12 protein-coding genes are annotated in these 19,455 nt (G+C 43.7%); 2 read left to right on the top strand and 10 right to left on the bottom strand.

The window, feature by feature from the left end; genetic code table 11:
• Positions 1 to 64 precede the first annotated feature (64 nt).
• Both FTD44_RS03870 and FTD44_RS03875 read right to left on the bottom strand, forming a co-directional pair.
• Positions 65 to 2,140 (bottom strand): insulinase family protein, encoded by a 2,076-nt coding sequence (locus FTD44_RS03870; RefSeq protein WP_222165238.1) that lies wholly within the window; start codon positions 2,138 to 2,140, stop codon positions 65 to 67.
• Between the two features lie 81 nt (positions 2,141 to 2,221).
• Positions 2,222 to 3,550, bottom strand: coding sequence for a M16 family metallopeptidase (locus FTD44_RS03875; protein WP_222165239.1), 1,329 nt, complete (start codon positions 3,548 to 3,550; stop codon positions 2,222 to 2,224).
• A 294-nt stretch (positions 3,551 to 3,844) separates the two neighbouring features.
• Between FTD44_RS03875 and dnaK the strand changes: the two genes are divergently transcribed.
• Both dnaK and FTD44_RS03885 read left to right on the top strand, forming a co-directional pair.
• The gene (dnaK, locus tag FTD44_RS03880) at positions 3,845 to 5,737 is read left to right on the top strand and encodes a molecular chaperone DnaK (protein ID WP_222165240.1); all 1,893 of its coding nucleotides are present in this window, start codon (positions 3,845 to 3,847) and stop codon (positions 5,735 to 5,737) included.
• A 263-nt stretch (positions 5,738 to 6,000) separates the two neighbouring features.
• Complete coding sequence (locus tag FTD44_RS03885) at positions 6,001 to 7,923, top strand: mucoidy inhibitor MuiA family protein (RefSeq protein WP_222165241.1); 1,923 nt, start codon at positions 6,001 to 6,003, stop codon at positions 7,921 to 7,923.
• 141 nt (positions 7,924 to 8,064) lie between these two features.
• On the opposite strand, the gene FTD44_RS03890 is transcribed toward FTD44_RS03885, so the two are convergent.
• The 8 genes from FTD44_RS03890 to FTD44_RS03925 form a co-directional block, all read right to left on the bottom strand.
• Positions 8,065 to 8,688, bottom strand: a complete 624-nt coding sequence (locus FTD44_RS03890; RefSeq protein ID WP_222165242.1) for a globin family protein — start codon at positions 8,686 to 8,688, stop codon at positions 8,065 to 8,067.
• Positions 8,689 to 8,730: 42 nt separating this feature from the next.
• Positions 8,731 to 9,171 carry a hypothetical protein gene (locus FTD44_RS03895; RefSeq protein ID WP_222165243.1) on the bottom strand — a complete coding sequence of 147 codons (441 nt, stop codon included), beginning with the start codon at positions 9,169 to 9,171 and terminating at the stop codon, positions 8,731 to 8,733.
• 192 nt (positions 9,172 to 9,363) lie between these two features.
• Entirely contained in the window at positions 9,364 to 10,311 is a 948-nt protein-coding gene (locus FTD44_RS03900; protein WP_222165244.1) for a YeiH family protein, read from the bottom strand.
• 189 nt (positions 10,312 to 10,500) lie between these two features.
• Positions 10,501 to 11,667: an aminofutalosine synthase MqnE gene (mqnE, locus tag FTD44_RS03905; protein WP_129022283.1), complete on the bottom strand. Its 1,167-nt coding sequence runs from the start codon at positions 11,665 to 11,667 to the stop codon at positions 10,501 to 10,503.
• Between the two features lie 41 nt (positions 11,668 to 11,708).
• A complete protein-coding gene (gene alaS, locus FTD44_RS03910; RefSeq protein WP_222165245.1) occupies positions 11,709 to 14,324 on the bottom strand; it encodes an alanine--tRNA ligase in 2,616 nt (871 codons plus the stop codon).
• A gap of 165 nt (positions 14,325 to 14,489) precedes the next feature.
• Entirely contained in the window at positions 14,490 to 16,091 is a 1,602-nt protein-coding gene (locus FTD44_RS03915) for a DUF349 domain-containing protein (RefSeq protein ID WP_222165246.1), read from the bottom strand.
• Between the two features lie 180 nt (positions 16,092 to 16,271).
• Positions 16,272 to 18,059 (bottom strand): arginine--tRNA ligase, encoded by a 1,788-nt coding sequence (argS, locus tag FTD44_RS03920; protein ID WP_246625323.1) that lies wholly within the window; start codon positions 18,057 to 18,059, stop codon positions 16,272 to 16,274.
• Between the two features lie 100 nt (positions 18,060 to 18,159).
• Positions 18,160 to 19,401 (bottom strand): exo-beta-N-acetylmuramidase NamZ family protein, encoded by a 1,242-nt coding sequence (locus tag FTD44_RS03925; RefSeq protein WP_222165247.1) that lies wholly within the window; start codon positions 19,399 to 19,401, stop codon positions 18,160 to 18,162.
• Between the last annotated feature and the right edge of the window lie 54 nt (positions 19,402 to 19,455).

The following is a 19,455-nucleotide window of genomic DNA, read 5'->3' on the forward strand; positions in this document are numbered from 1 at the left end:
ACTTACAAACAAAAAGGCAGGAAACGAGTTCCTGCCTTTTTATATATTCTGCGGATGCAGTTGATTATTTAAAATCGCTGTCGCTGATTTTTTTGTTTGCTTCCATTTTCTGTACAGTCAGTTCCTGTGGTCCTTGCGGAGACTGGATCTTAATGCTGTGCGGAGCTTTGTAGCCATTACCGTTGGTTACAGCTTTGTAATCACCTAAGATTACGGTCTGACCGTTACCTTCTTTATCGGTTTTCACTTCTTTAATCAACAGGTTAGTTGCCTGGTCGTAGTAAGATACAGATACATTACCTTCTTTGTTGGTTTTTTCAACCACGTAACAATCTTTACCATCTACTTTTTCAACACCTTTCAGTTTCATGGTGATACCATATTTCTCCGGGTGCAAATCAGCCTGTAAGTCAGCCTGCTCTTTGTATGCAGACAGCATATCAGCCGGCATATCCTGGCTTTGGCCCATTCCGGAGATTTTACCGGTATTGCCGCTTACTGTCATTTTCTGAACTTCGCCCATACCTGGAACCATTACAGACATATAGTATTTATCCGGGCTTACGATTTTCTGAGTGATCTTGATCGCCTGACCCTGCATTTCTGCAGATGCTTCAGAGTACAGAGAAGTCAGTTTTTCAACTACTGCTTTACCACCGATGGCATCTACATACTTAGCTACAACCGCTTCCGGAGTAATGTCAGAAGCTACGGCTTTAGTTACCGGTGCTTCGATGCTGTTACCATAGTTATCGTAATAGTGGATAACGCCATCAGAAGCAAAACGTTTCAGTTTTTCTGCTTCAGCTTTATCACCTACAACGGTAATGTGTGCTGCACCTGGTTGTACATATTTTTTAGCGGTATTCTGGATATCATCTACAGAAACTGCTGCTACGTTTTTCAGGTAGTTTTTGTAGTAATCCTTAGGCATGTTATAACGCTCGATATTGATCGCATATTGCGCAATAGTCTGAGGGCTTTCCAGGCCGATAGCGAATGTACCGGTAACATAGTTTTTCATTTCCTGTAAAGTAGTAGGATCTACTTTTTCATCACGGATACGTTTCATTTCCGCCATGATCTCGTTTACAGAAGAATCCGTAACTACGTTTCTTGCTTTGGCATATGCCTGGAATTCACCTACTTCTTTATCGTTTTTGAAAGAAGAGTATGAACCGTAAGTCCAGCCATGTTTTTCACGCAGGTTCAGGAACAGACGGCCTGTACCGCTACCACCCAGGATTTCGTTCAGCATTCTTACTTTGATCACATCAGGAGTACCTGGTTTCAGATCGATAGGGTAAGTAACACCGATTACACTTTGTACAGAGTTGTCGCGCGGTACGAAGTCAACGGTAGTTTTATTAGGAATAGTTACTTTAGGATAAGTTGTTTTTGGCACTTCGCCTTTCTGCCATGAAGCAAAATATTTGGTTACCGCAGCTTTAGCTTCAGCCAGGGTAATATCACCAACTACTGCCATGTATGCAACGTTAGGACGGAAATAAGTGCTGTAATATTGTTTACAGTCTTCCAGATTTACATTACCTACTGTTTTTTCAGAAGCGATGATACCGTATGGGTGCGCTTTACCGAAGTTCAGTACTTTAGTAACGTTGTCCAGCATTTCATCCGGCTCTGTTTTAGATTGCTCCAGACCAGCCAGTGCCTGCTTTCTTAATTTATCCAGTTCAGATTGCTGGAAGTTAGCGTTCATCAGGGCATCGCTCATCAGTTTTAATAAAACGTCCTGGTGTTTTTTCAAAGAACCACCATAGATACCACCACTGCTTGCAGATAAATTGGCACCGATCATATCGGTAGCTTCATCAAACTGCTCTTTCGTCATAGTTTTAGTACCGGCAGTAATCAGGGAACCGATGAAATCGCTCAGACCCGCTTTGTTCGGATCTTCGATAGGATCGATATCCAGCATGATAGAGTAAGATACGGTAGGTACCTTATGATTCTCTACTACGAATACTTTTAATCCGTTCGGTAAAGTAAAGGATTGTGCGTCTCCCAGTTTAATTTCAGGAGCCGGACCAGGTTTTGGACGTACACTTCTGTCCAGTGTTTGTGCAAATGTTGCAGAAACGAGGGCTAATGCAGCTATAGAAAGCGTTATCTTTTTCATCTTGAATATGTTTGTGCCATTATGAATGGCTGACTTTTACTGTTGATTAAATTGAATATTGATGTACTGATTGCGGAGTAATTATTTCTTCTCCATTGATTTAGGCAGGTAGTATACTACCAGTCTGTTATCTTTATTCAAATATTTATTAGCCACTCTGGTCAGGTCAGCAGCAGTTACTTTCTGATATTTAACCAGCTCTGTGTTTACCAGGTTGGTGTTACGGAAGTACGTATAGTTAGTCGCCAGGTTCTCTGCGATACCCGCGATTTTAGAGTTAGAACCAACGAACTCGCTTTCTACCTGGTTTTGCAGTTTTTTGAATTCTGTAGCAGGGATCGGCTGTGTTTTTACTTTTTCGATCTCAGCATCCATAGCAGTTTGTAAGTCTTCGTATTTTACATTAGGAGCTGCGATACCGAATACCATTGACAGACCTGGATCTTCCAGAGGGAAGTTGAATGCACCAACACCAACTGCCATTTGTTTCTTATCTACCAGTTCTTTCTGGAAACGGGAGCTTGCACCATTAGATAATAATTTGTTCAGCATTTCCAATGCATAAACATCATCAGATCCGATTTTAGGGATGTGGTATGCTAAAATGATAGCAGGGAAAGGAACGTTATCGTAATAGAATACTTCTTTAGCCTTAGCCATTGCCGGCTCCGTTTCGGTAGGGCGAGGGATCGCTTTGGTACCTTTAGGGATAGAACCATAATATTTTTCAACCCATTTCTTAGTTTGCTCTGGTTTGATGTCACCAGCGATTACCAGTACTGCATTGTTAGGAACATAGAATGTTTTGTAGAAATCCATGAACTCGCTGTACTTCGCTTCGTCGATGTATTGTGCAGAACCGATCGGCATCCAGTTGTACGGGTGCTTAGTATATGCATTCTGGAATACAACCTCCATCAGGTGACCGTAAGGACGGTTATCATAGCTTTGTTTTTTCTCTTCTTTTACAACTTTACGTTGTGTTTCAATACCAGTACTGTCGATTTTGGCATGCAGCATACGCTCAGCTTCCATCCACAGGGCCAGCTCTTCCTGGTTAGAAGGCATGGTCTGGAAATAATAAGTACGGTCCTGAGAAGTGTTTGCGTTCAATACACCACCATTGGCCTGGATCATTTTAAAGTACTCACCACGGCCGATATTGTCGGTACCTTCAAACATCAGGTGCTCAAAGAAGTGCGCAAAACCGGTACGTTTCGGATCTTCGTTTTTAGAACCTACGTGGTACATTACGGATACGTTTACAATTGGTGTAGAGTGGTCTTCATGTAAGATCACATGCAGTCCATTGGGCAAATCATACTCTGTAAAGTTTATTTTTCTTTCTTGTGCGAATGCCCCGATACTTGCCGAAGCCAGTAAAGACATGCTTAAAATGATACGTTTCATAAGGAATCTATATGAATTATTTAATTTTATGTGGAGCAAAGATAATTATCAATTTTTTTAATTCCATCACCCCAATAGGGGGAATTTGCATTCGGGGCACAATTTTACCCCCATTACTGTCCTAATTGTCAGTGTATCAGCGGCCAGGACTGCAAAAAAGCCCAAGGTTAAAAATCGTTAATCCCAACCTGTCATACCGAACTGACAATTTTGCACATTTTCGGCTTTGGCAAAGAAATTGAAGCGTAACTACTGTTCAAATAAAAATAACTAAAATAATTTATAGATAATATTATGGGAAAAATCATCGGAATTGACTTAGGAACAACCAACTCTTGCGTGGCCGTAATGGAAGGTAATGAGCCGGTTGTAATTGCAAACGACGAAGGTCGTCGCACTACGCCATCGGTAGTGGCGTTTTTGAAAAACGGAGAACGTAAAGTAGGAGATCCTGCAAAACGTCAGGCGATCACCAACCCTACCAACACCATTATGTCTATCAAACGTTATATGGGTAGACGTTATGACGAGGTAACCGGTGAAATGTCGCACAATGCATACCAGATCGTAAAAGGAGATAATAACACTCCTCGTGTAGATATCGAAGGCAGAATGTATACTCCTCAGGAGATCTCTGCTATGATTCTTCAGAAAATGAAGAAAACAGCTGAAGACTTCCTGGGTCAGGAAGTGTCTGAAGCTGTAATTACCGTACCGGCTTACTTTAACGATGCGCAACGCCAGGCAACTAAAGAGGCGGGCGAGATCGCTGGTCTGACCGTAAAAAGAATTATCAATGAGCCTACTGCTGCGGCACTGGCTTATGGTATGGATAAAAAACATGCTGACAGCAAAATCGTTGTATTTGACTTAGGTGGTGGTACATTTGACGTATCTATCCTGGAGCTGGGCGACGGTGTATTTGAAGTAAAATCTACCAACGGTGATACCCACCTGGGTGGTGATGACTTCGATAAAGTTATCATGGACTGGTTAGCTGAAGAATTCAGAAAAGATATGCCTACTATCGATCTGCACAAAGATCCTATGGCATGGCAACGTCTGAAAGAGGCTGCTGAAAAAGCAAAAATCGAACTGTCTTCTTCTCAGGAAACAGAAATCAACCTGCCTTATATCACTGCTGTTGACGGTGTGCCACAACACTTGGTGCGCAAACTGAGCCGTGCTAAATTTGAGCAACTGGCTGACAGCCTGATCGAGCGTACACTGGAGCCTTGCCGTAAAGCATTGAAAGATGCCGGTATGAACACCAGCGAAATCGATGAGATCATCCTGGTTGGTGGTTCTACCCGTATTCCTAAAATCCAGGAAGTGGTTGAAAGCTTCTTCGGTAAAAAACCAAACAAAGGTGTAAACCCTGATGAGGTAGTAGCTGTTGGTGCTGCAATCCAGGGTGGTGTATTGACCGGAGATGTAAAAGACGTATTGTTACTGGATGTAACGCCGCTGTCTCTGGGTATCGAAACCTATGGTGGTGTAATGACCAAACTGATTGAGTCTAACACAACCATCCCTACTAAGAAATCTGAAACCTTCTCTACTGCAAGCGATAGCCAGCCTAGCGTGGAAATCAATGTAGTACAAGGTGAGCGCCCAATGGCGAACCAAAATAAATCTCTGGGTAAATTCGTACTGAATGATATCCCGCCTGCTCCAAGAGGTGTACCTCAGATCGAAGTAATTTTCGATATCGATGCCAATGGTATCCTGAACGTAACCGCTAAGGATAAAGGTACCGGTAAGCAACAAAACATCCGTATCGAAGCAGGTTCCGGCTTAAGCAAAGACGAAATCGAAAGAATGAAAAACGATGCTAAAGCTAATGAAGAAGCAGACAAACAAGTACGTGAGAAAGTTGAAAAACTGAACATGGCTGACGGTCTGATCTTCAATACAGAGAAACAACTGAAAGAGCATGCTGATAAAATCCCTGCGGATAAAAAATCAGCAATTGAAACTGCAGTTGCAGAACTGAAAGAAGCACACAAAGCTGAAGATATAGCTGCAATCGATGCTGCAAGCGAAAAACTGAATGCTGCATGGAACGCTGCGAGCGAAGATATCTACGCTCAGGGCCAGGCAGACGGTGCACAACAACAAGGCCAGAATGCAAATGCAGGCGGTGCTGATGATGTAGCTGATGCAGACTTCGAAGAAGTAAAATAATCATCCAATAAGATTACCGTAAAGGGGCGACTGAATAGTCGCCCCTTTTTTTGTTCATTGTTCATCTGTTATGAAGGCAGAACTATCAGAAAGTTTGACGTAATTCAATAACTGCATATTTCATTCACCAATTCAAAACAGCTACTCACAAAGTAGCTGCTTTTTTTTCACCCTTTCCAACCTTTTACCTTTCTGCTGCATCCTTACTTTGTATCAACAACCCGTTCCGGCGGAATCATTCATTAATACTTAGAAGAATACTTATGAGCAGGAAATTATCTCTAATCTGTGGCATGCTGATCAGCTGCAGCTATACCATACAGGCACAGGACATTCAGAACGCAGACGCTGTACTGAACAGTGTAACGGTATATAAAGTAGGTGCGGAGCTGAAGCATTCAGCGAAGGTAAATCTGCCTCAGGGCAATACGGAACTGATCATTAATAATGTGGCCTCCAATATTGATGAAAGCAGCATCCAGATCAATGCCCCGTCCAATATTACCATCATGTCGGTAATGGTTACCCGTAACTATAAACCAGAGCAGCAAAAAGACCAGAACAGTCCGGAATACAAGCAAAAAGAAGCTTTATTAAAAACGGCAGAAGCGGCGTTGCAGAAAACAATTAATAAACGTCAGGCTATTGAAAGAACCTTATCCTTACTGGCAAAGAACGAAGTAGCCAAAGGAGATCAGAGCAATGTAAATGTTGCAGAGCTCAGCAAGCTGACCGATTTTTACCTGAATAAACAGATTGACCTTAATGACCAGATATCGGCACTCAAAGGGCAGGAAGCCGAGCAGGTAGCACTGGTACAAGAGTACAGGACACAGCTGGGCAATATGAATGGTCAGGAAAGCAATACCGGCGGGCAGCTGGTACTGCAGGTGATGTCTACGACTCCGGTCCTGAGTGGCAATATCAATATCAGTTACATCAGTCGCAATGCAGGCTGGACGGCAGCTTACGATCTTAAAGCGGATAAAGTAAGTGATCCTTTACGCATTGTGTACAAAGCAAATGTTGCACAACAAACCGGGCTGGACTGGAAGAAAGTCAAACTGATCTTATCTACCGGGAACCCGACTGTAGGTAGCAATGCACCAATCCTGACGGCATGGTTACTTCGCTATGGACAGGTGTATCAGCCGACGATGCGCAATGAGGCTACGGCCAATACCATACAGTCTTATAAGTATCAGAACAATGCAAGCATGGCCCAGATATCTGCCGATCAGTTATCGAAAATGCCGGTGACGAGTGTTGCAGCAATGCTGGAAAGAGCAGCACCAGGCGTATACACAACAGGAGGAGGCCAACCCGGATCTACTCCAGATATTATCGTACGGGGTCAGGGTAACCTTAGTGCATCCAGTACTCCATTGATTGTACTAGATGGGGCTCCGTACTCTGGTACTTTAAACTCCATTAACCCTAACGACATTGCAGATTTGCAGATACTCAAAGACGCTACAACAAAAGCAGTTTACGGATCAAGAGCAGCCAATGGTGTTATACTCATCACAACCAAAGCGAACAAGGGTGTAAGCGACCATACGGAAGTTGAAGAGAAGGAGCTGGATGCAACATTTGATATTGATATCCCCTACTCTATTGCCTCGAACAATAAACCGCACAGTGTTTCTCTGAAAGAACTGAACATCCCGGTCAGCTATAAATACTATGCAGTACCGAAACTGGACCCGGATGCATTCCTGCTGGCGGAGGTCAACGGCTACGAAAAATTAAACCTGATTCCGGGTGAAGCCAATATTGTTTTTGAGAATACTTATGTAGGCAAAACATTCCTGAATCCTTATAATACGCAGGATACGCTGAACCTGAGCATGGGCCGTGACAAACGCATCACGATTAAAAGAGAGAAAGTAACCGATCTGTCGGCCAGTAAAGTTTTAGGCAGCAATAAAAAGCAAAGCTTCACGTACGAACTGACCATTAAAAACAGCAAAAAAGAAGCTATAGATCTGTTACTGAAAGATCAGTATCCGATCAGTACAGATAACAATATGGAGATCGAATTACTCTCTTCTGATAATGCTGCGATCAATAAAGAAACGGGTATCCTGACCTGGAAACTGAACATCAAACCGGGGGAAACCAGAAAAGTGCGCTTTACCTACTCTGTAAAGTATCCCAAAGATCAGTATATAGGAAATCTTTAAGGAATTAGTTTTTATACAGCATGAGGGTCGGACAAATGTCCGACCCTCATGCTGCTTCATAATATGTGTTACGTCTTTACAGTCTTAATGCAACAATTGTGCATTTGTTTTATTTTTAGCTCAGGTATTGGATAAATGATGTTAGTAGACAATATCTCCTTTTACAGAATACAGCAATGTACCTAACTGGCCTATTACACTATTGGGCACATTCAGAGAAGTGGCAGCCGAGGCTACATCTCCTACAAACTGATCAAAATCTGCAGCCGTAGATTTCTGCACTGCAGCACTACCAAAACGATTATAAGTCGTGTTATTATGTGCGTCTCTCATACTTTTACCTTTATACACACCAGTCTGTGTGCTTACAGCCTGCTGTACAAAATCAGTAAAGCTTTGCAACAGGTTATTATAACCGGTTGTATTACCCGCACCTACTTCTGCCAGCAAAACAGGAAAATATTCTGCCAGGGCTGTATCTCCGGCAATCACCATTAAGGATTTGCCAACCACTGTTCTGATCGCCAAACGGCCGGCTTGTATCTTCTGACCAGGATTATCTGGATCATCAATCATCTTCGTACCATTCCCTGCTACAGGGCCTGTTGCACCTTGTATAAACCAGCCTAAGGTATCATACAGAGGGGTTGTGGCCAATGGCATCGGGTCCTTGTCTTTCTTACAGGAGCTCCCCGAAATAGTCCAGAGGCCTATACCACATACTGCCAGCAGGATAAATAATAATTTGTTGGTTCTTTTGGTCATGTTGGTTTGTTTTTAAGATGAGTAAACTGTTTATATTCCGAATTAATTCACGATAGAAGAGACGGTTTTCGTCAACCGCCCATAGAAAGAGTTGTTATCCATTGCAGGACATCCTTTTGCCGCATCTGCTGCAGAAACGGTATACTTCAAGGCATCAATATTACGTGATGTGACCTGTGACTGATACACCTCGGCAGCATTCTGCAACTTGTTATTAAATGCGTAAACAAGGGTATGGGTAGCAGGATTGTAATAGGTAGATTGTACACCAGGCAAGGTTCCTATTGATTGTTCGATTTCAGTAATGGTCCTGGGGTCGGCAGCAGCGGAGAAGTCTATACGGGCCAGTTGGGTATGCTCAGAAGCCAATGGTTTCTTTCCTTTAACCATAACAGCAATGTGTACGATCAGCGTAGCAAACAGGAGAAAGCCCAGGCTGAACAGACTTATTGCAGTGTACTTGATTCCTTTTTTAATGGTCATAATACTTCGATTTTGTAGGTGAACATGCAAGCCGATGAAAGCTATTTATGATACATACGAGATATTTATGACAATGGTTTTACAATACTGCAATTTATTTTCTCGCAGCAGGAAAAACACTAGCACACAGTAAAAGGCGACCCGGATGAGCAGGTCGCCTTTTCAGATAATATTAATAAGGTATTGAATTTACTATACGATACTCATCACCGCCCAGAGGGCAGCCAGGGAGATAATGATCCAGAGCACCACTCCTTGTATGAATGGGCGAACACCTACTGACTTGATCATGGGCAGAGACAGACCTGCACCGATAAGGAATAACGTCAGCGTTAAACCGGCTTTGGCAATCTTTACGACGTATGGCGCAATAGTGCCCAATGCAGGAAGATAAGTATTCAGGATCATAGCCAGGATAAACAGGCCAATGAACCATGGAATTTTAATTTTGTTGGAGCCATTTTTAAATACAATGGCCGTACCCAGTGACAGTGGAATGATCCATAATGCACGGGCCAGTTTCACTGTAGTGGCCACTTCCAGGGCATGCGGACCATATTTACTTGCGGCACCCACAACGGAACTGGTATCATGTATGGCTATTGCTGACCATATCCCAAACTGCGTTTCGGAAAGATGCAAAGCATGGCCAATCGCCGGGAATATAAACAGGGCAATGGAATTGAGGATAAAAACAATGCCTAATGCAACCGACATTTGTTTAGAATCGGCATTGATCACGGGGCCTACGGCTGCAATGGCACTGCCTCCGCATATCGCAGTACCGGAAGCGATCAGGTGCGATGTTTTACGTTCTATTTTCAACAGTTTACCGATGAAATATCCCAGCACTAAAGTACCTAAAATAGAGGCTATGGTAAAGAGTATACCTTCTTTACCCGCATTAATCGCGCTATGAAGATTCATTCCGAATCCTAGTCCGACCACGGAGATCTGGAGTAATTTTTTAGTGGCTTTGCCATTATGCTGCAGGTAAGGATGCCCGATTGTATTGGCAACAATTAGTCCGAGCAATAATGCTACGGGTGCGGAAATAAAAGGTGTAAGGCATAGCAGGGCTAATAAAATGAAGATAACCTTGCGGATACCCGATTGCGGGGAAACAGATGCTGTTGTCATGAATGATATAACGAATCGCAATAAAAGTATTCAAATTTGACAGTAAGCCATAGTGATCTGGCTTATTTATTTAAACATTAATTGTAGTATCATGTAGTTCATTGTGCAGTGTTGTAAGTGTGGGGTATTATAAAATAGCAGGCCGGGTATATCACCCGGCCTGCTATTTTATAAATATTTATTGTGTGCTTATTGTACTGCAGCTTCTGCACTACCATATACTTCCAGTTCGTTGTATACTGAATCGCGCTCTACAGGTGTTTTTCCAACAGAAGTGATCAGGGTACATAACTCTTCGGTAGTCATTGCAGGATTTTGTTCTTCACTGCCAGCCATTGAATAGATCTTGGTTGTATCATCAATCGTACCATCAAGGTCATTTACACCATAGTCTAAGGTCAGCTGTGCGCTTTCGCGCCCCAGCATCGGCCAGTAGGCTTTTACATTGGCAAAATTATCCAGGAATATACGGGCAATTGCATACATCTTTAGATCTTCTACCAGGCTCACTTCCGGTACATGAGACATATCGTTATCTCCGTTACGGAATTTCAATGGAATGAAGCAGTTAAAACCACCGATTGCATCCTGAGAATTACGCAGGCGTTCCATATGATCTATACGGTGTGCATAGTTTTCAATGTGGCCATACAACATAGTTGCATTGGTAGGCATACCGATCTGGTGTGCTGTTTCATGTATTTCCATCCAGCCATCGCCATCTACTTTATCCGGGCAGATCTTATCACGTATCTCCTGTGCAAAGATTTCCGCACCACCACCAGGCAGCGATTGCAGACCCGCTTTGTTCATGCGCTCCAGACCTTCTCTGGTAGTCAGTTTGGCTTTGCGGAACATATAATCCAGCTCTACAGCGGTAAATCCTTTCAGGTGCAGATCAGGACGATGTGCATGAATTTTCTCCAGCAATTCGCAGAAGAACTCCAGGTTCATCTTAGGATGTACCCCACCTACAATATGTACTTCCGTTACCGGTTGTCCGTCATATTTTTTCACCATGTCCAGCATTCCCTCAATACCCAGTTCCCAACCGTTATCACGGTTTTTATATGTGCGGGAATAGGAGCAGAAATCACAGGTAAAAATGCAGACATTGGTCGGTTCGATATGAAAGTTCTTATTGAAATAAACTTTCTTACCATGTCTTTTCAGGTTCACATAATTGGCCAGCGCCCCTACGAAATTCAACTCTGCATGTTCAAATAAATAAATCCCTTCTTCAGCCGTTATGCGCTTACCTTCTTTTACTTTCTGTGCTACTGTAGTAAGCACCGCGTCATGAGCAACCTGTTCCAGTACGATATCCGGAAACACAACGCTTAATTCTTCTGACATACACTATTATTTTAAAAAGGGATGCGAACATCCCCTGTCTGTTACAATATATTTTTGATCGCTTCGATTACAGCTGGCAATTGAGTGGTATCCTGACCTCCGGCAGTTGCCAGACCTTTCTGTCCGCCACCACCGCCTTTGATTAATGGTGCCACATACTGTTTGATCAGCTTGCCGGCATCCCATCCTTTCTCATTCAGCAGAGCATCTTCAATAGCAATAGCTACAGATGGTTTACCGCCAATATTAGCGGTAAGTACCACCAGATAGTTTTGCAGGTGCAGCTTCATATCCAGGGCTACCTTTTTCAAGGCTTCGCCATTAGATACATCAACATGCTGCCCCAGGAACTGTATGCCATTGATGGTTTCTGCCTGTACAGACAAGGTCTTGGACAGGGCAGACAATTCTTTATTTTCAAAAGCCTCAACCCTTTTTTCCAGGGCGGCTTTATCTTCCAGTAATTTTTCGATAGACTTGATCGGATCTTTACTTTTCAGTAATTCGGCAACAGATTTAGCCTGATCTACTTTATCTGCCAGGTAACGGAAAGCCGCACCACCGGTCAATGCTTCGATACGGCGTACACCCGCCGCCACAGCAGATTCTGCAGTAATGATAAAGCTACCGATCATACCGGTTGCCCCAACGTGCGTACCACCACAAAGCTCTACAGAGAATTCAGGATCGATGGTTACTACTCGTACCAGGTCACCGTATTTCTCTCCGAATAATGCCATTGCACCCAGTGCGATTGCATCATCCTTAGGCATTTCCTTAATCACCACCGGAATGTTTTCACGGATCTTCTGGTTTACGATACTCATCACTGCCTTCAGTTCCTCATCGGTTACTTTGGCAAAGTGAGAGATATCGAAACGCAGGGTTTCTTCATTTACCAGGGAACCTTTCTGATTCACATGATTACCCAATACTTCTTTCAATGCAGCATGCAGCAGGTGAGTAGCCGTATGGTTATACATCGTGTGCAGGCGCTTTTCAAAATCTACTTTAGCCGTAACAGGACCGGTAATAGTCGCTGGTAATACATCAGTAAAATGAATAATCAGGTCATTCTCTTTTTTGGTATCACTTACCTCTATCGTTTCGGCACCGAAGGTTAATACACCTCTGTCTCCTACCTGACCACCGCTCTCTGCATAGAAAGGAGTGCTTTTCAGTACGATCTGGTATTGCTCTTTATTTTTTGCTTTTACTTTTCTGTATTTAACTACTTGTGTTTCGATATTCAGGTCATCATAACCAACGAAAGAAGTTTTCTCTGCCTCACTCACCACAGTCCAGTCTTCTGCATCTATAGCAGTAGCTTTGCGGGAACGGTCTTTCTGCTCTTTCATTTCTGCATCAAAGCCAGGCTCATCTACATTCATGGCATTTTCAGAAGCGATCAGGCGGGTAAGGTCAATCGGGAAACCGTATGTATCATACAGTTCAAATGCTTCTTTACCACCAATCACTTTGCTGTTCTGCTCTTTGGTAATGATATCATCAATCTTTCTCAGGCCTTTTTCCAGCGTGCGCAGGAAGGCTTCTTCCTCTTCTTTGATTACACGGGTTACAAATTCTTCCTGTTGCTTCAGCTCCGGGAATACCTGCTCAAACTGGGTCGCGATTACCGGTACCAATTGGAATAACAGTGGTGCTTTATAGTCCAGGTAAGAGTAATAGTATCTTACCGCACGACGCAGAATGCGGCGGATCACATATCCTGCTCCGGTATTGGATGGCAGCTGGCCATCGGCAACGGTAAAGGAAATGGTACGGATATGGTCGCTCAGCACACGGAAGGCAATAGCTTCTTTGCTGTCGCTGAAATCATATTTTTTACGGGAGATGTTTTCAATCGCGGCAATAGTACCGGTGAATACATCTGTATCGTAGTTACTTTGTTTTTGCTGCAGTACGCGTACCAGGCGCTCAAAGCCCATACCGGTATCTACATGCTGCGCCGGCAATTTCTGCAGGCTACCGTCTTTCAGGCGGCTGAACTCCATGAATACATTATTCCAGATTTCGATTACCTGAGGATGATCGGCGTTCACCAGACCAGCACCATCTACCTGCTTGCGCTCCTCCTCTGTACGGCAATCCACATGGATCTCCGAACAAGGGCCACAAGGACCGGTATCACCCATTTCCCAGAAGTTATCTTTTTTATTTCCTTTCAGGATACGATCTTCTGCAATCCATTTTTTCCACTCATCATAAGCTTCCTGATCGAAAGGCAGGCCTTCTTTTTCATCTCCTTCAAACACGGTTACATACAGGCGGTCTTTGTCCAGTTTGTATACATCAGTCAGCAATTCCCAACTCCAGGCAATGGCTTCTTTCTTAAAATAGTCACCAAAGCTCCAGTTACCCAGCATTTCAAACATGGTGTGGTGGTAGGTATCTACACCCACTTCTTCCAGATCATTATGCTTACCGCTTACACGCAGACATTTCTGAGTATCGGCAATACGCTTATGCGGCGCCGGCTTATTGCCCAGGAAATAATCCTTGAACGGTGCCATACCGGAATTGATAAACATCAGCGTAGGATCATTCTTTACCACGATCGGTGCAGAAGGAACTATTGTATGTTGTTTGGATTTAAAGAAATCCAGGAACTGTTGACGTATTTCAGAAGAGGTCATTTGTGTTTTAATGATAGTTTTGAAAATTGAGGCAAAATTACGTGTTTTTTTGGTCTGTACTATAGATTTATGTTATATCTGAAGGCCATAAAGCAGATATTTTTAAAGGGGTCCGGTGATGCTGACAGCATCACCGGACCCCTTTAAAAAATTATATAAAAAGTGCTATTGTTCGTTTTCCTGCAGCTTTTGCTCCAGTTCTTCGATCTGCAGCTTTACTTCATCTATTTTATGCTTTCTGGCAGGGATGCGTTTTTCGATCTGTCCTACCAGGTTGCGCAGGTTTTGCTTGATCTCTACATCCTTGGCATCTTCCTCTGTATTCTGGGAAAGGATCTCGTTGAACTCAGCCAGTTTAGATTCTTCCTCTCTCAGTTCCTCTTCGATTGTAGCCAGGAACTGGCGACTTTGCTGCAGTCGGTTTTGTATCTGCTGCACGAATCGGTTTTTACGCACCTCACGGTCATCATCCTTGCGTTTAAAGAAGAATTGTCTGGCTGCGATAAACTGCTCCCACAAAGAATCTCCGTACTCTCTCGGTATCGGACCGATGGTCTTCCAGGTGCTCATCAGCTCATTGATTTCCGCGGTTACATCACGCCAGTTATTAGACTGCTTGATGGTCTCAATGCGTTCTACAAGCGCTTTTTTCTGAGCGTAATTATCTTCCAGCCCTACTTTGAATTCTTCTGTATGCTGTCGTTTTGCGTTAAAGAACTGGTCTTTTGCAGCCTGCATGCGATCCCATACTTCATCTGCTTTTTCATAAGGCACTTTACCGATCGATTTCCACTCGTCAAGAATGGCAGCATATTTGGCCGATGTCTCTTTCCAGTCTGTGCTCTCTCTCAGGGCTTCTGCCTGTTCTACCAGTCTCAGTTTTGCAGCATAATTCGCTTCCTGTTCATGGTGGATCTGCTCCTGGTGGCCGGATTTCCGGTCAAAGAATGCATTTTTCGCATTCAGAAAACGATTCCATAATTCCTCGTTTTTCTCTACGGTGGCTACTCTCCCGATGGTTTTCCAGCGTTCCATCAGTTGTTTATATACTTCAGAAGTCTGCTTCCAGTCTTCTGATAAGCTTAGTGCTTCGGCCTGCTCACATATTTCCAGTTTCAGGTCCAGGTTTTGCATCATCTCCCGCTCCAGGTCTTCCTGGTGTGCGCGTTTGCGCTCATAGAAGTGATTCCTGGCCTGTTCGATCTGATCCCAGAAACCGTCATTAATTTCTTTATCTATATACGGTGCATGCTTCCAGTCTTCAATGATCTGGCGGAATGCTTCGGTGGTTGTTTTCCACTCTGCCGATTCCTTCAGCTCCTGCGCTTTGTTCACCAGCAATTGCCGTATGGTTTCATTATTTTTTAATTGCTGTGCAATCTCTGCTTCCCTGCTCTCCAGGAACTGAAACAGTGGTGTATAATTCCCGATTGCATTAGCATTCATCAGGTAGCTTTTTAGTCGCTGCACTTTCCCCTGCAGTTTTACCACTTCTTCCTGTTGTTCGAATTCTTTCTTCAGCTCCTCCGCCCTGTTCAGCACTTCTTTGAATTTTTCCGATAAGGCATGCACAACGGTCTGGATATTATCATCATTGACACTAGCCAATACGCGCTCGGGAAAGTGTGCAGAGGCAACTAATATCAGATTTCCATTGTCATCCAGTTTGCAAAAATCTTTACCGTCACATTCTATTCGGTCCCAGATGGTTTCATTAACGTTAGGTGCATCCGTTTGTGGTACTTCGTGGTTCGTAGTATTTTCCATCGTTATAAGAAATAAGATTCACTATAAAAATATTCTATACAATGATACAATAAAAATTACAATATATCAAAAATATTAAAATTTATAGAAAAGATAAATATTACTTAGCATTAAGTACAAAAAGCAGATAGGGCAACCGTTAGCTGCCCTATCTGCTTTTTAAAATTATGTGTCAGGATATTACATTTTCTCCGGTACATTAATACCCAGAAGGCTCAGTGCATGCTTGAGTGTATCTGCAGTGAAAGCTGCCATACGCATACGCATTTGTTTCTGTGCTTCGGTATCAGCCTTAGCGATGCTGCACTTATCGTAGAATGTATTGAACAATTGTGCCAGCTTAAAGCTGTAGTTACATAAGGCTCCAGGATTAAAGGCTCTTGCCGATTCCTGCAGCACTGCTGCATACTGCTCCAGGTGGATCAGTAAGGCACGCTCTTCGCTCTGCAGGCTATCTATGCTGAAATTCAGGTCCTGTCCTGTATACTCCCCTTTTCTTAATACGGAGCGGATACGCGCATGAGCATATTGGATAAAGGTTGCGGTAAATCCGTGCAGGTCAATAGACTCTTCCGGATTGAAGATCATTTTCTTTTTAGGTTCTACACGCAGCAGGTAGAATTTCAGTGCGCCAAGCCCAATCATTTCATACAGGCTTACCAGCTCGTCAGCCTCAAAACCGTCTGTCTTACCGGAAGCCTCTGTCTGCTCCTGTGCCAGGCGTACCATTTCAGCAACCAGGTCATCGGCATCTACAACGGTACCTTCACGGCTTTTCATTTTACCGGTTGGCAGTTCAACCATACCGTAGCTGAGGTGGTAAATACCATCTGCAGCGGGCAGGCCCAGTTTCTGGCAGATCAGCTTCAGTACCTTAAAGTGGTAATTCTGCTCATCCCCTACTACATATATGCTCTCGTCAATTCCGTATTCTTTTTGTTTCTCTACTGCCAGACCAATGTCCTGGGTGATATAAACAGAAGTTCCGTCTTTTCTTCTCACCAGTTTTTCGTCCAAACCGTCTGCAGTAAGATCGATCCATACACTACCATCCTCTTTCTGATAGAAAACGCCTTTAGCCAGGCCTTCTTCTACCAAATCCTTGCCCAGCAGGTAGGTATTGCTTTCGTAATATACTTTATCGAATGTGCTGCCAATAGCCTTGTAAGTAATATCGAATCCTTCATACACCCAACCGTTCATTTTCTTCCACAATTCGATCACCTCCGGCTTCCCCGCTTCCCAGTCTACCAGCATTTGCTGTGTAGCTTTCATGATCGGCGCTTCCTGCTCGGCTTGCTTTTCTTCCATGCCACCGGCCATCAGTTCCTTGATCTGGCGCTTATGTTCGTCATTAAATTTCACATAGAAATCACCTACGAAATGATCGCCCTTTACACCTGCCTGCTCGGGAGTACTGTTCTCTCCAAACAATTGCCATGCGATCATACTTTTACAGATATGCACGCCACGGTCATTTACCACGCAGGTTTTAACCACATCTTCGCCTGCTGCTTCCAGCATATTGGCTACGGCTATACCCAGGAAGTTATTTCTCAGGTGACCCAGATGCAATGGTTTATTTGTGTTAGGAGAAGAGTATTCCACCATAACTTTTTTCTGCGCTGCGGCCTGTGCTTTCAGGGCATCGGTCAGTACATAAGACTTCAGGAATCCCGCCCAGTAATCATCTGCAACGCTCAGGTTCAGAAATCCGGATACGGTTTCGTGTGCTGTAAACAGTTCATGATGCTCTACCAGGTAAGCGCCTACAGCATTGCCCAAAGCCACCGGATTTTGTCGGAGTGCTTTCACAAACGGGAATAATACAACGGTGTAGTCACCTTTGAATTCGGGTTTGGTTTCATTCACCAAAACATCTTTTTCCTGAATGTTTGCTTCGGGAAACAAGGACTGCAATGCCCCTGTTGCCAATACTTTCACCTGTTCTGCCAGAGATTTCATCATAAATTGTTTTACCATTAGATTGGCTGCAAAGGTACAGCAAAAAAGCCTATCAGCATATATAGGCTGACAGGCTTGAATATTAATAAAACATTATACGATCTTATGATTCGTACAATAGATATTTTGCTCTGATCGAACGAAATTTATCCAGGTCAGCCTGCCAGGATTTCCTGATGGCTTCTTCGGACATTCCTTTTTTGATCTGCTCCTGCAACTGGTCCGTGCCGGCCAGCTTGCTGAAGAAGTTATTGCTGTTGAAGAAATTTGCTTTATCCGGGTAATTCTGATACGCTTTTAATAACCATTTCAGCTGAAAACCGCTCTCAGTAAGGCGGTAAGCACTATTGGCATCTGAGGCCAGCAGTTCTCCGTAGCAAGTCTGCCCTTTTAACGGCGGATTACTGGCACCCTCAACACTCTTCGGCACAAAGCTGTAGGTGTAATTTTTCAATGCCGGATGGCCATATTGCTGAAACGGTGCATCTGTACCACGCCCTACACTTACCTGGGTTCCTTCAAACAAACACAAGGAAGGATACAGGTAAATGGCAGCCATATTTTTCAGATTGGGAGATGGAGCCACCGGCAAACGGTACAGGGTTTTATGGGTATAATTAGCACATGGAATTACGGTCAGGCGTACGTTTTTAGCCTTCATCCAACCTTCGCCAATGAGCATTTTTGCATATTCTCCCGGGGTCATCCCATAAATTATCGGAATGGATTGCATGCCTACAAATGAGCGGAATTTAGATTGCAATACAGGTCCGTCTACAATATTACCCAATGGATTAGGCCGGTCCAGAACAATCACTTCTTTCTGCTGTTCACCACAGGCCTCCAGCAGGTATTCAAGGGAAGAGATGTATGTATAAAAGCGTACGCCTACATCCTGCAGGTCATAAATAACTACGTCTATATCTTTGAGCTGCTCTGGTTTTGGTTTTTTATTGTCGCCGTACAAGGAGATAACCGGCAGGCCGGTACGGGTGTCGATGCCACTTTTGACATGTGCTCCGGCATCAGCATTGCCCCGGAAACCATGCTCCGGAGAGAAGATGGTAACGACTTTTACGCCCTGACGCAACAACGCATCCGGCAATAGTTCTGCACCTACCGCTGAGGTCTGGTTGACCAGTACAGCTACACGCTTGCCTTTCAGCAAGGGCAGGTATGCACTGAACTGCTCTGCACCTGTCTGTACGACCAGCGCTGGTCTGTCCCCGGGGCTATTACCACCTGCGGCATTATCGCCTTTATATTCGTATTGCGGTTTTTGTGCTTTACAGGCCATTGGTGCAATACTCATGAGGGCCGCGGCAAATATCAATATCTTCTTCATCGTACCAGATTTGACGCTAAATTAAGGGAAATGTAAAAACATTGATCCTGAATA

It is taken from the genome of Edaphocola aurantiacus, from assembly GCF_019797745.1.
Classification (GTDB): domain Bacteria; phylum Bacteroidota; class Bacteroidia; order Chitinophagales; family Chitinophagaceae; genus Edaphocola; species Edaphocola aurantiacus.

Coding starts and splice junctions, on each gene's coding strand:
- FTD44_RS03870 (WP_222165238.1), bottom strand. CDS start 2,140: ATGAAAAAGATAACGCTTTCTATAGCTGCATTAGCCCTCGTTTCTGCA.
- FTD44_RS03875 (WP_222165239.1), bottom strand. CDS start 3,550: ATGAAACGTATCATTTTAAGCATGTCTTTACTGGCTTCGGCAAGTATC.
- dnaK (WP_222165240.1), top strand. CDS start 3,845: ATGGGAAAAATCATCGGAATTGACTTAGGAACAACCAACTCTTGCGTG.
- FTD44_RS03885 (WP_222165241.1), top strand. CDS start 6,001: ATGAGCAGGAAATTATCTCTAATCTGTGGCATGCTGATCAGCTGCAGC.
- FTD44_RS03890 (WP_222165242.1), bottom strand. CDS start 8,688: ATGACCAAAAGAACCAACAAATTATTATTTATCCTGCTGGCAGTATGT.
- FTD44_RS03895 (WP_222165243.1), bottom strand. CDS start 9,171: ATGACCATTAAAAAAGGAATCAAGTACACTGCAATAAGTCTGTTCAGC.
- FTD44_RS03900 (WP_222165244.1), bottom strand. CDS start 10,311: ATGACAACAGCATCTGTTTCCCCGCAATCGGGTATCCGCAAGGTTATC.
- mqnE (WP_129022283.1), bottom strand. CDS start 11,667: ATGTCAGAAGAATTAAGCGTTGTGTTTCCGGATATCGTACTGGAACAG.
- alaS (WP_222165245.1), bottom strand. CDS start 14,324: ATGACCTCTTCTGAAATACGTCAACAGTTCCTGGATTTCTTTAAATCC.
- FTD44_RS03915 (WP_222165246.1), bottom strand. CDS start 16,091: ATGGAAAATACTACGAACCACGAAGTACCACAAACGGATGCACCTAAC.
- argS (WP_246625323.1), bottom strand. CDS start 18,059: ATGATGAAATCTCTGGCAGAACAGGTGAAAGTATTGGCAACAGGGGCA.
- FTD44_RS03925 (WP_222165247.1), bottom strand. CDS start 19,401: ATGAAGAAGATATTGATATTTGCCGCGGCCCTCATGAGTATTGCACCA.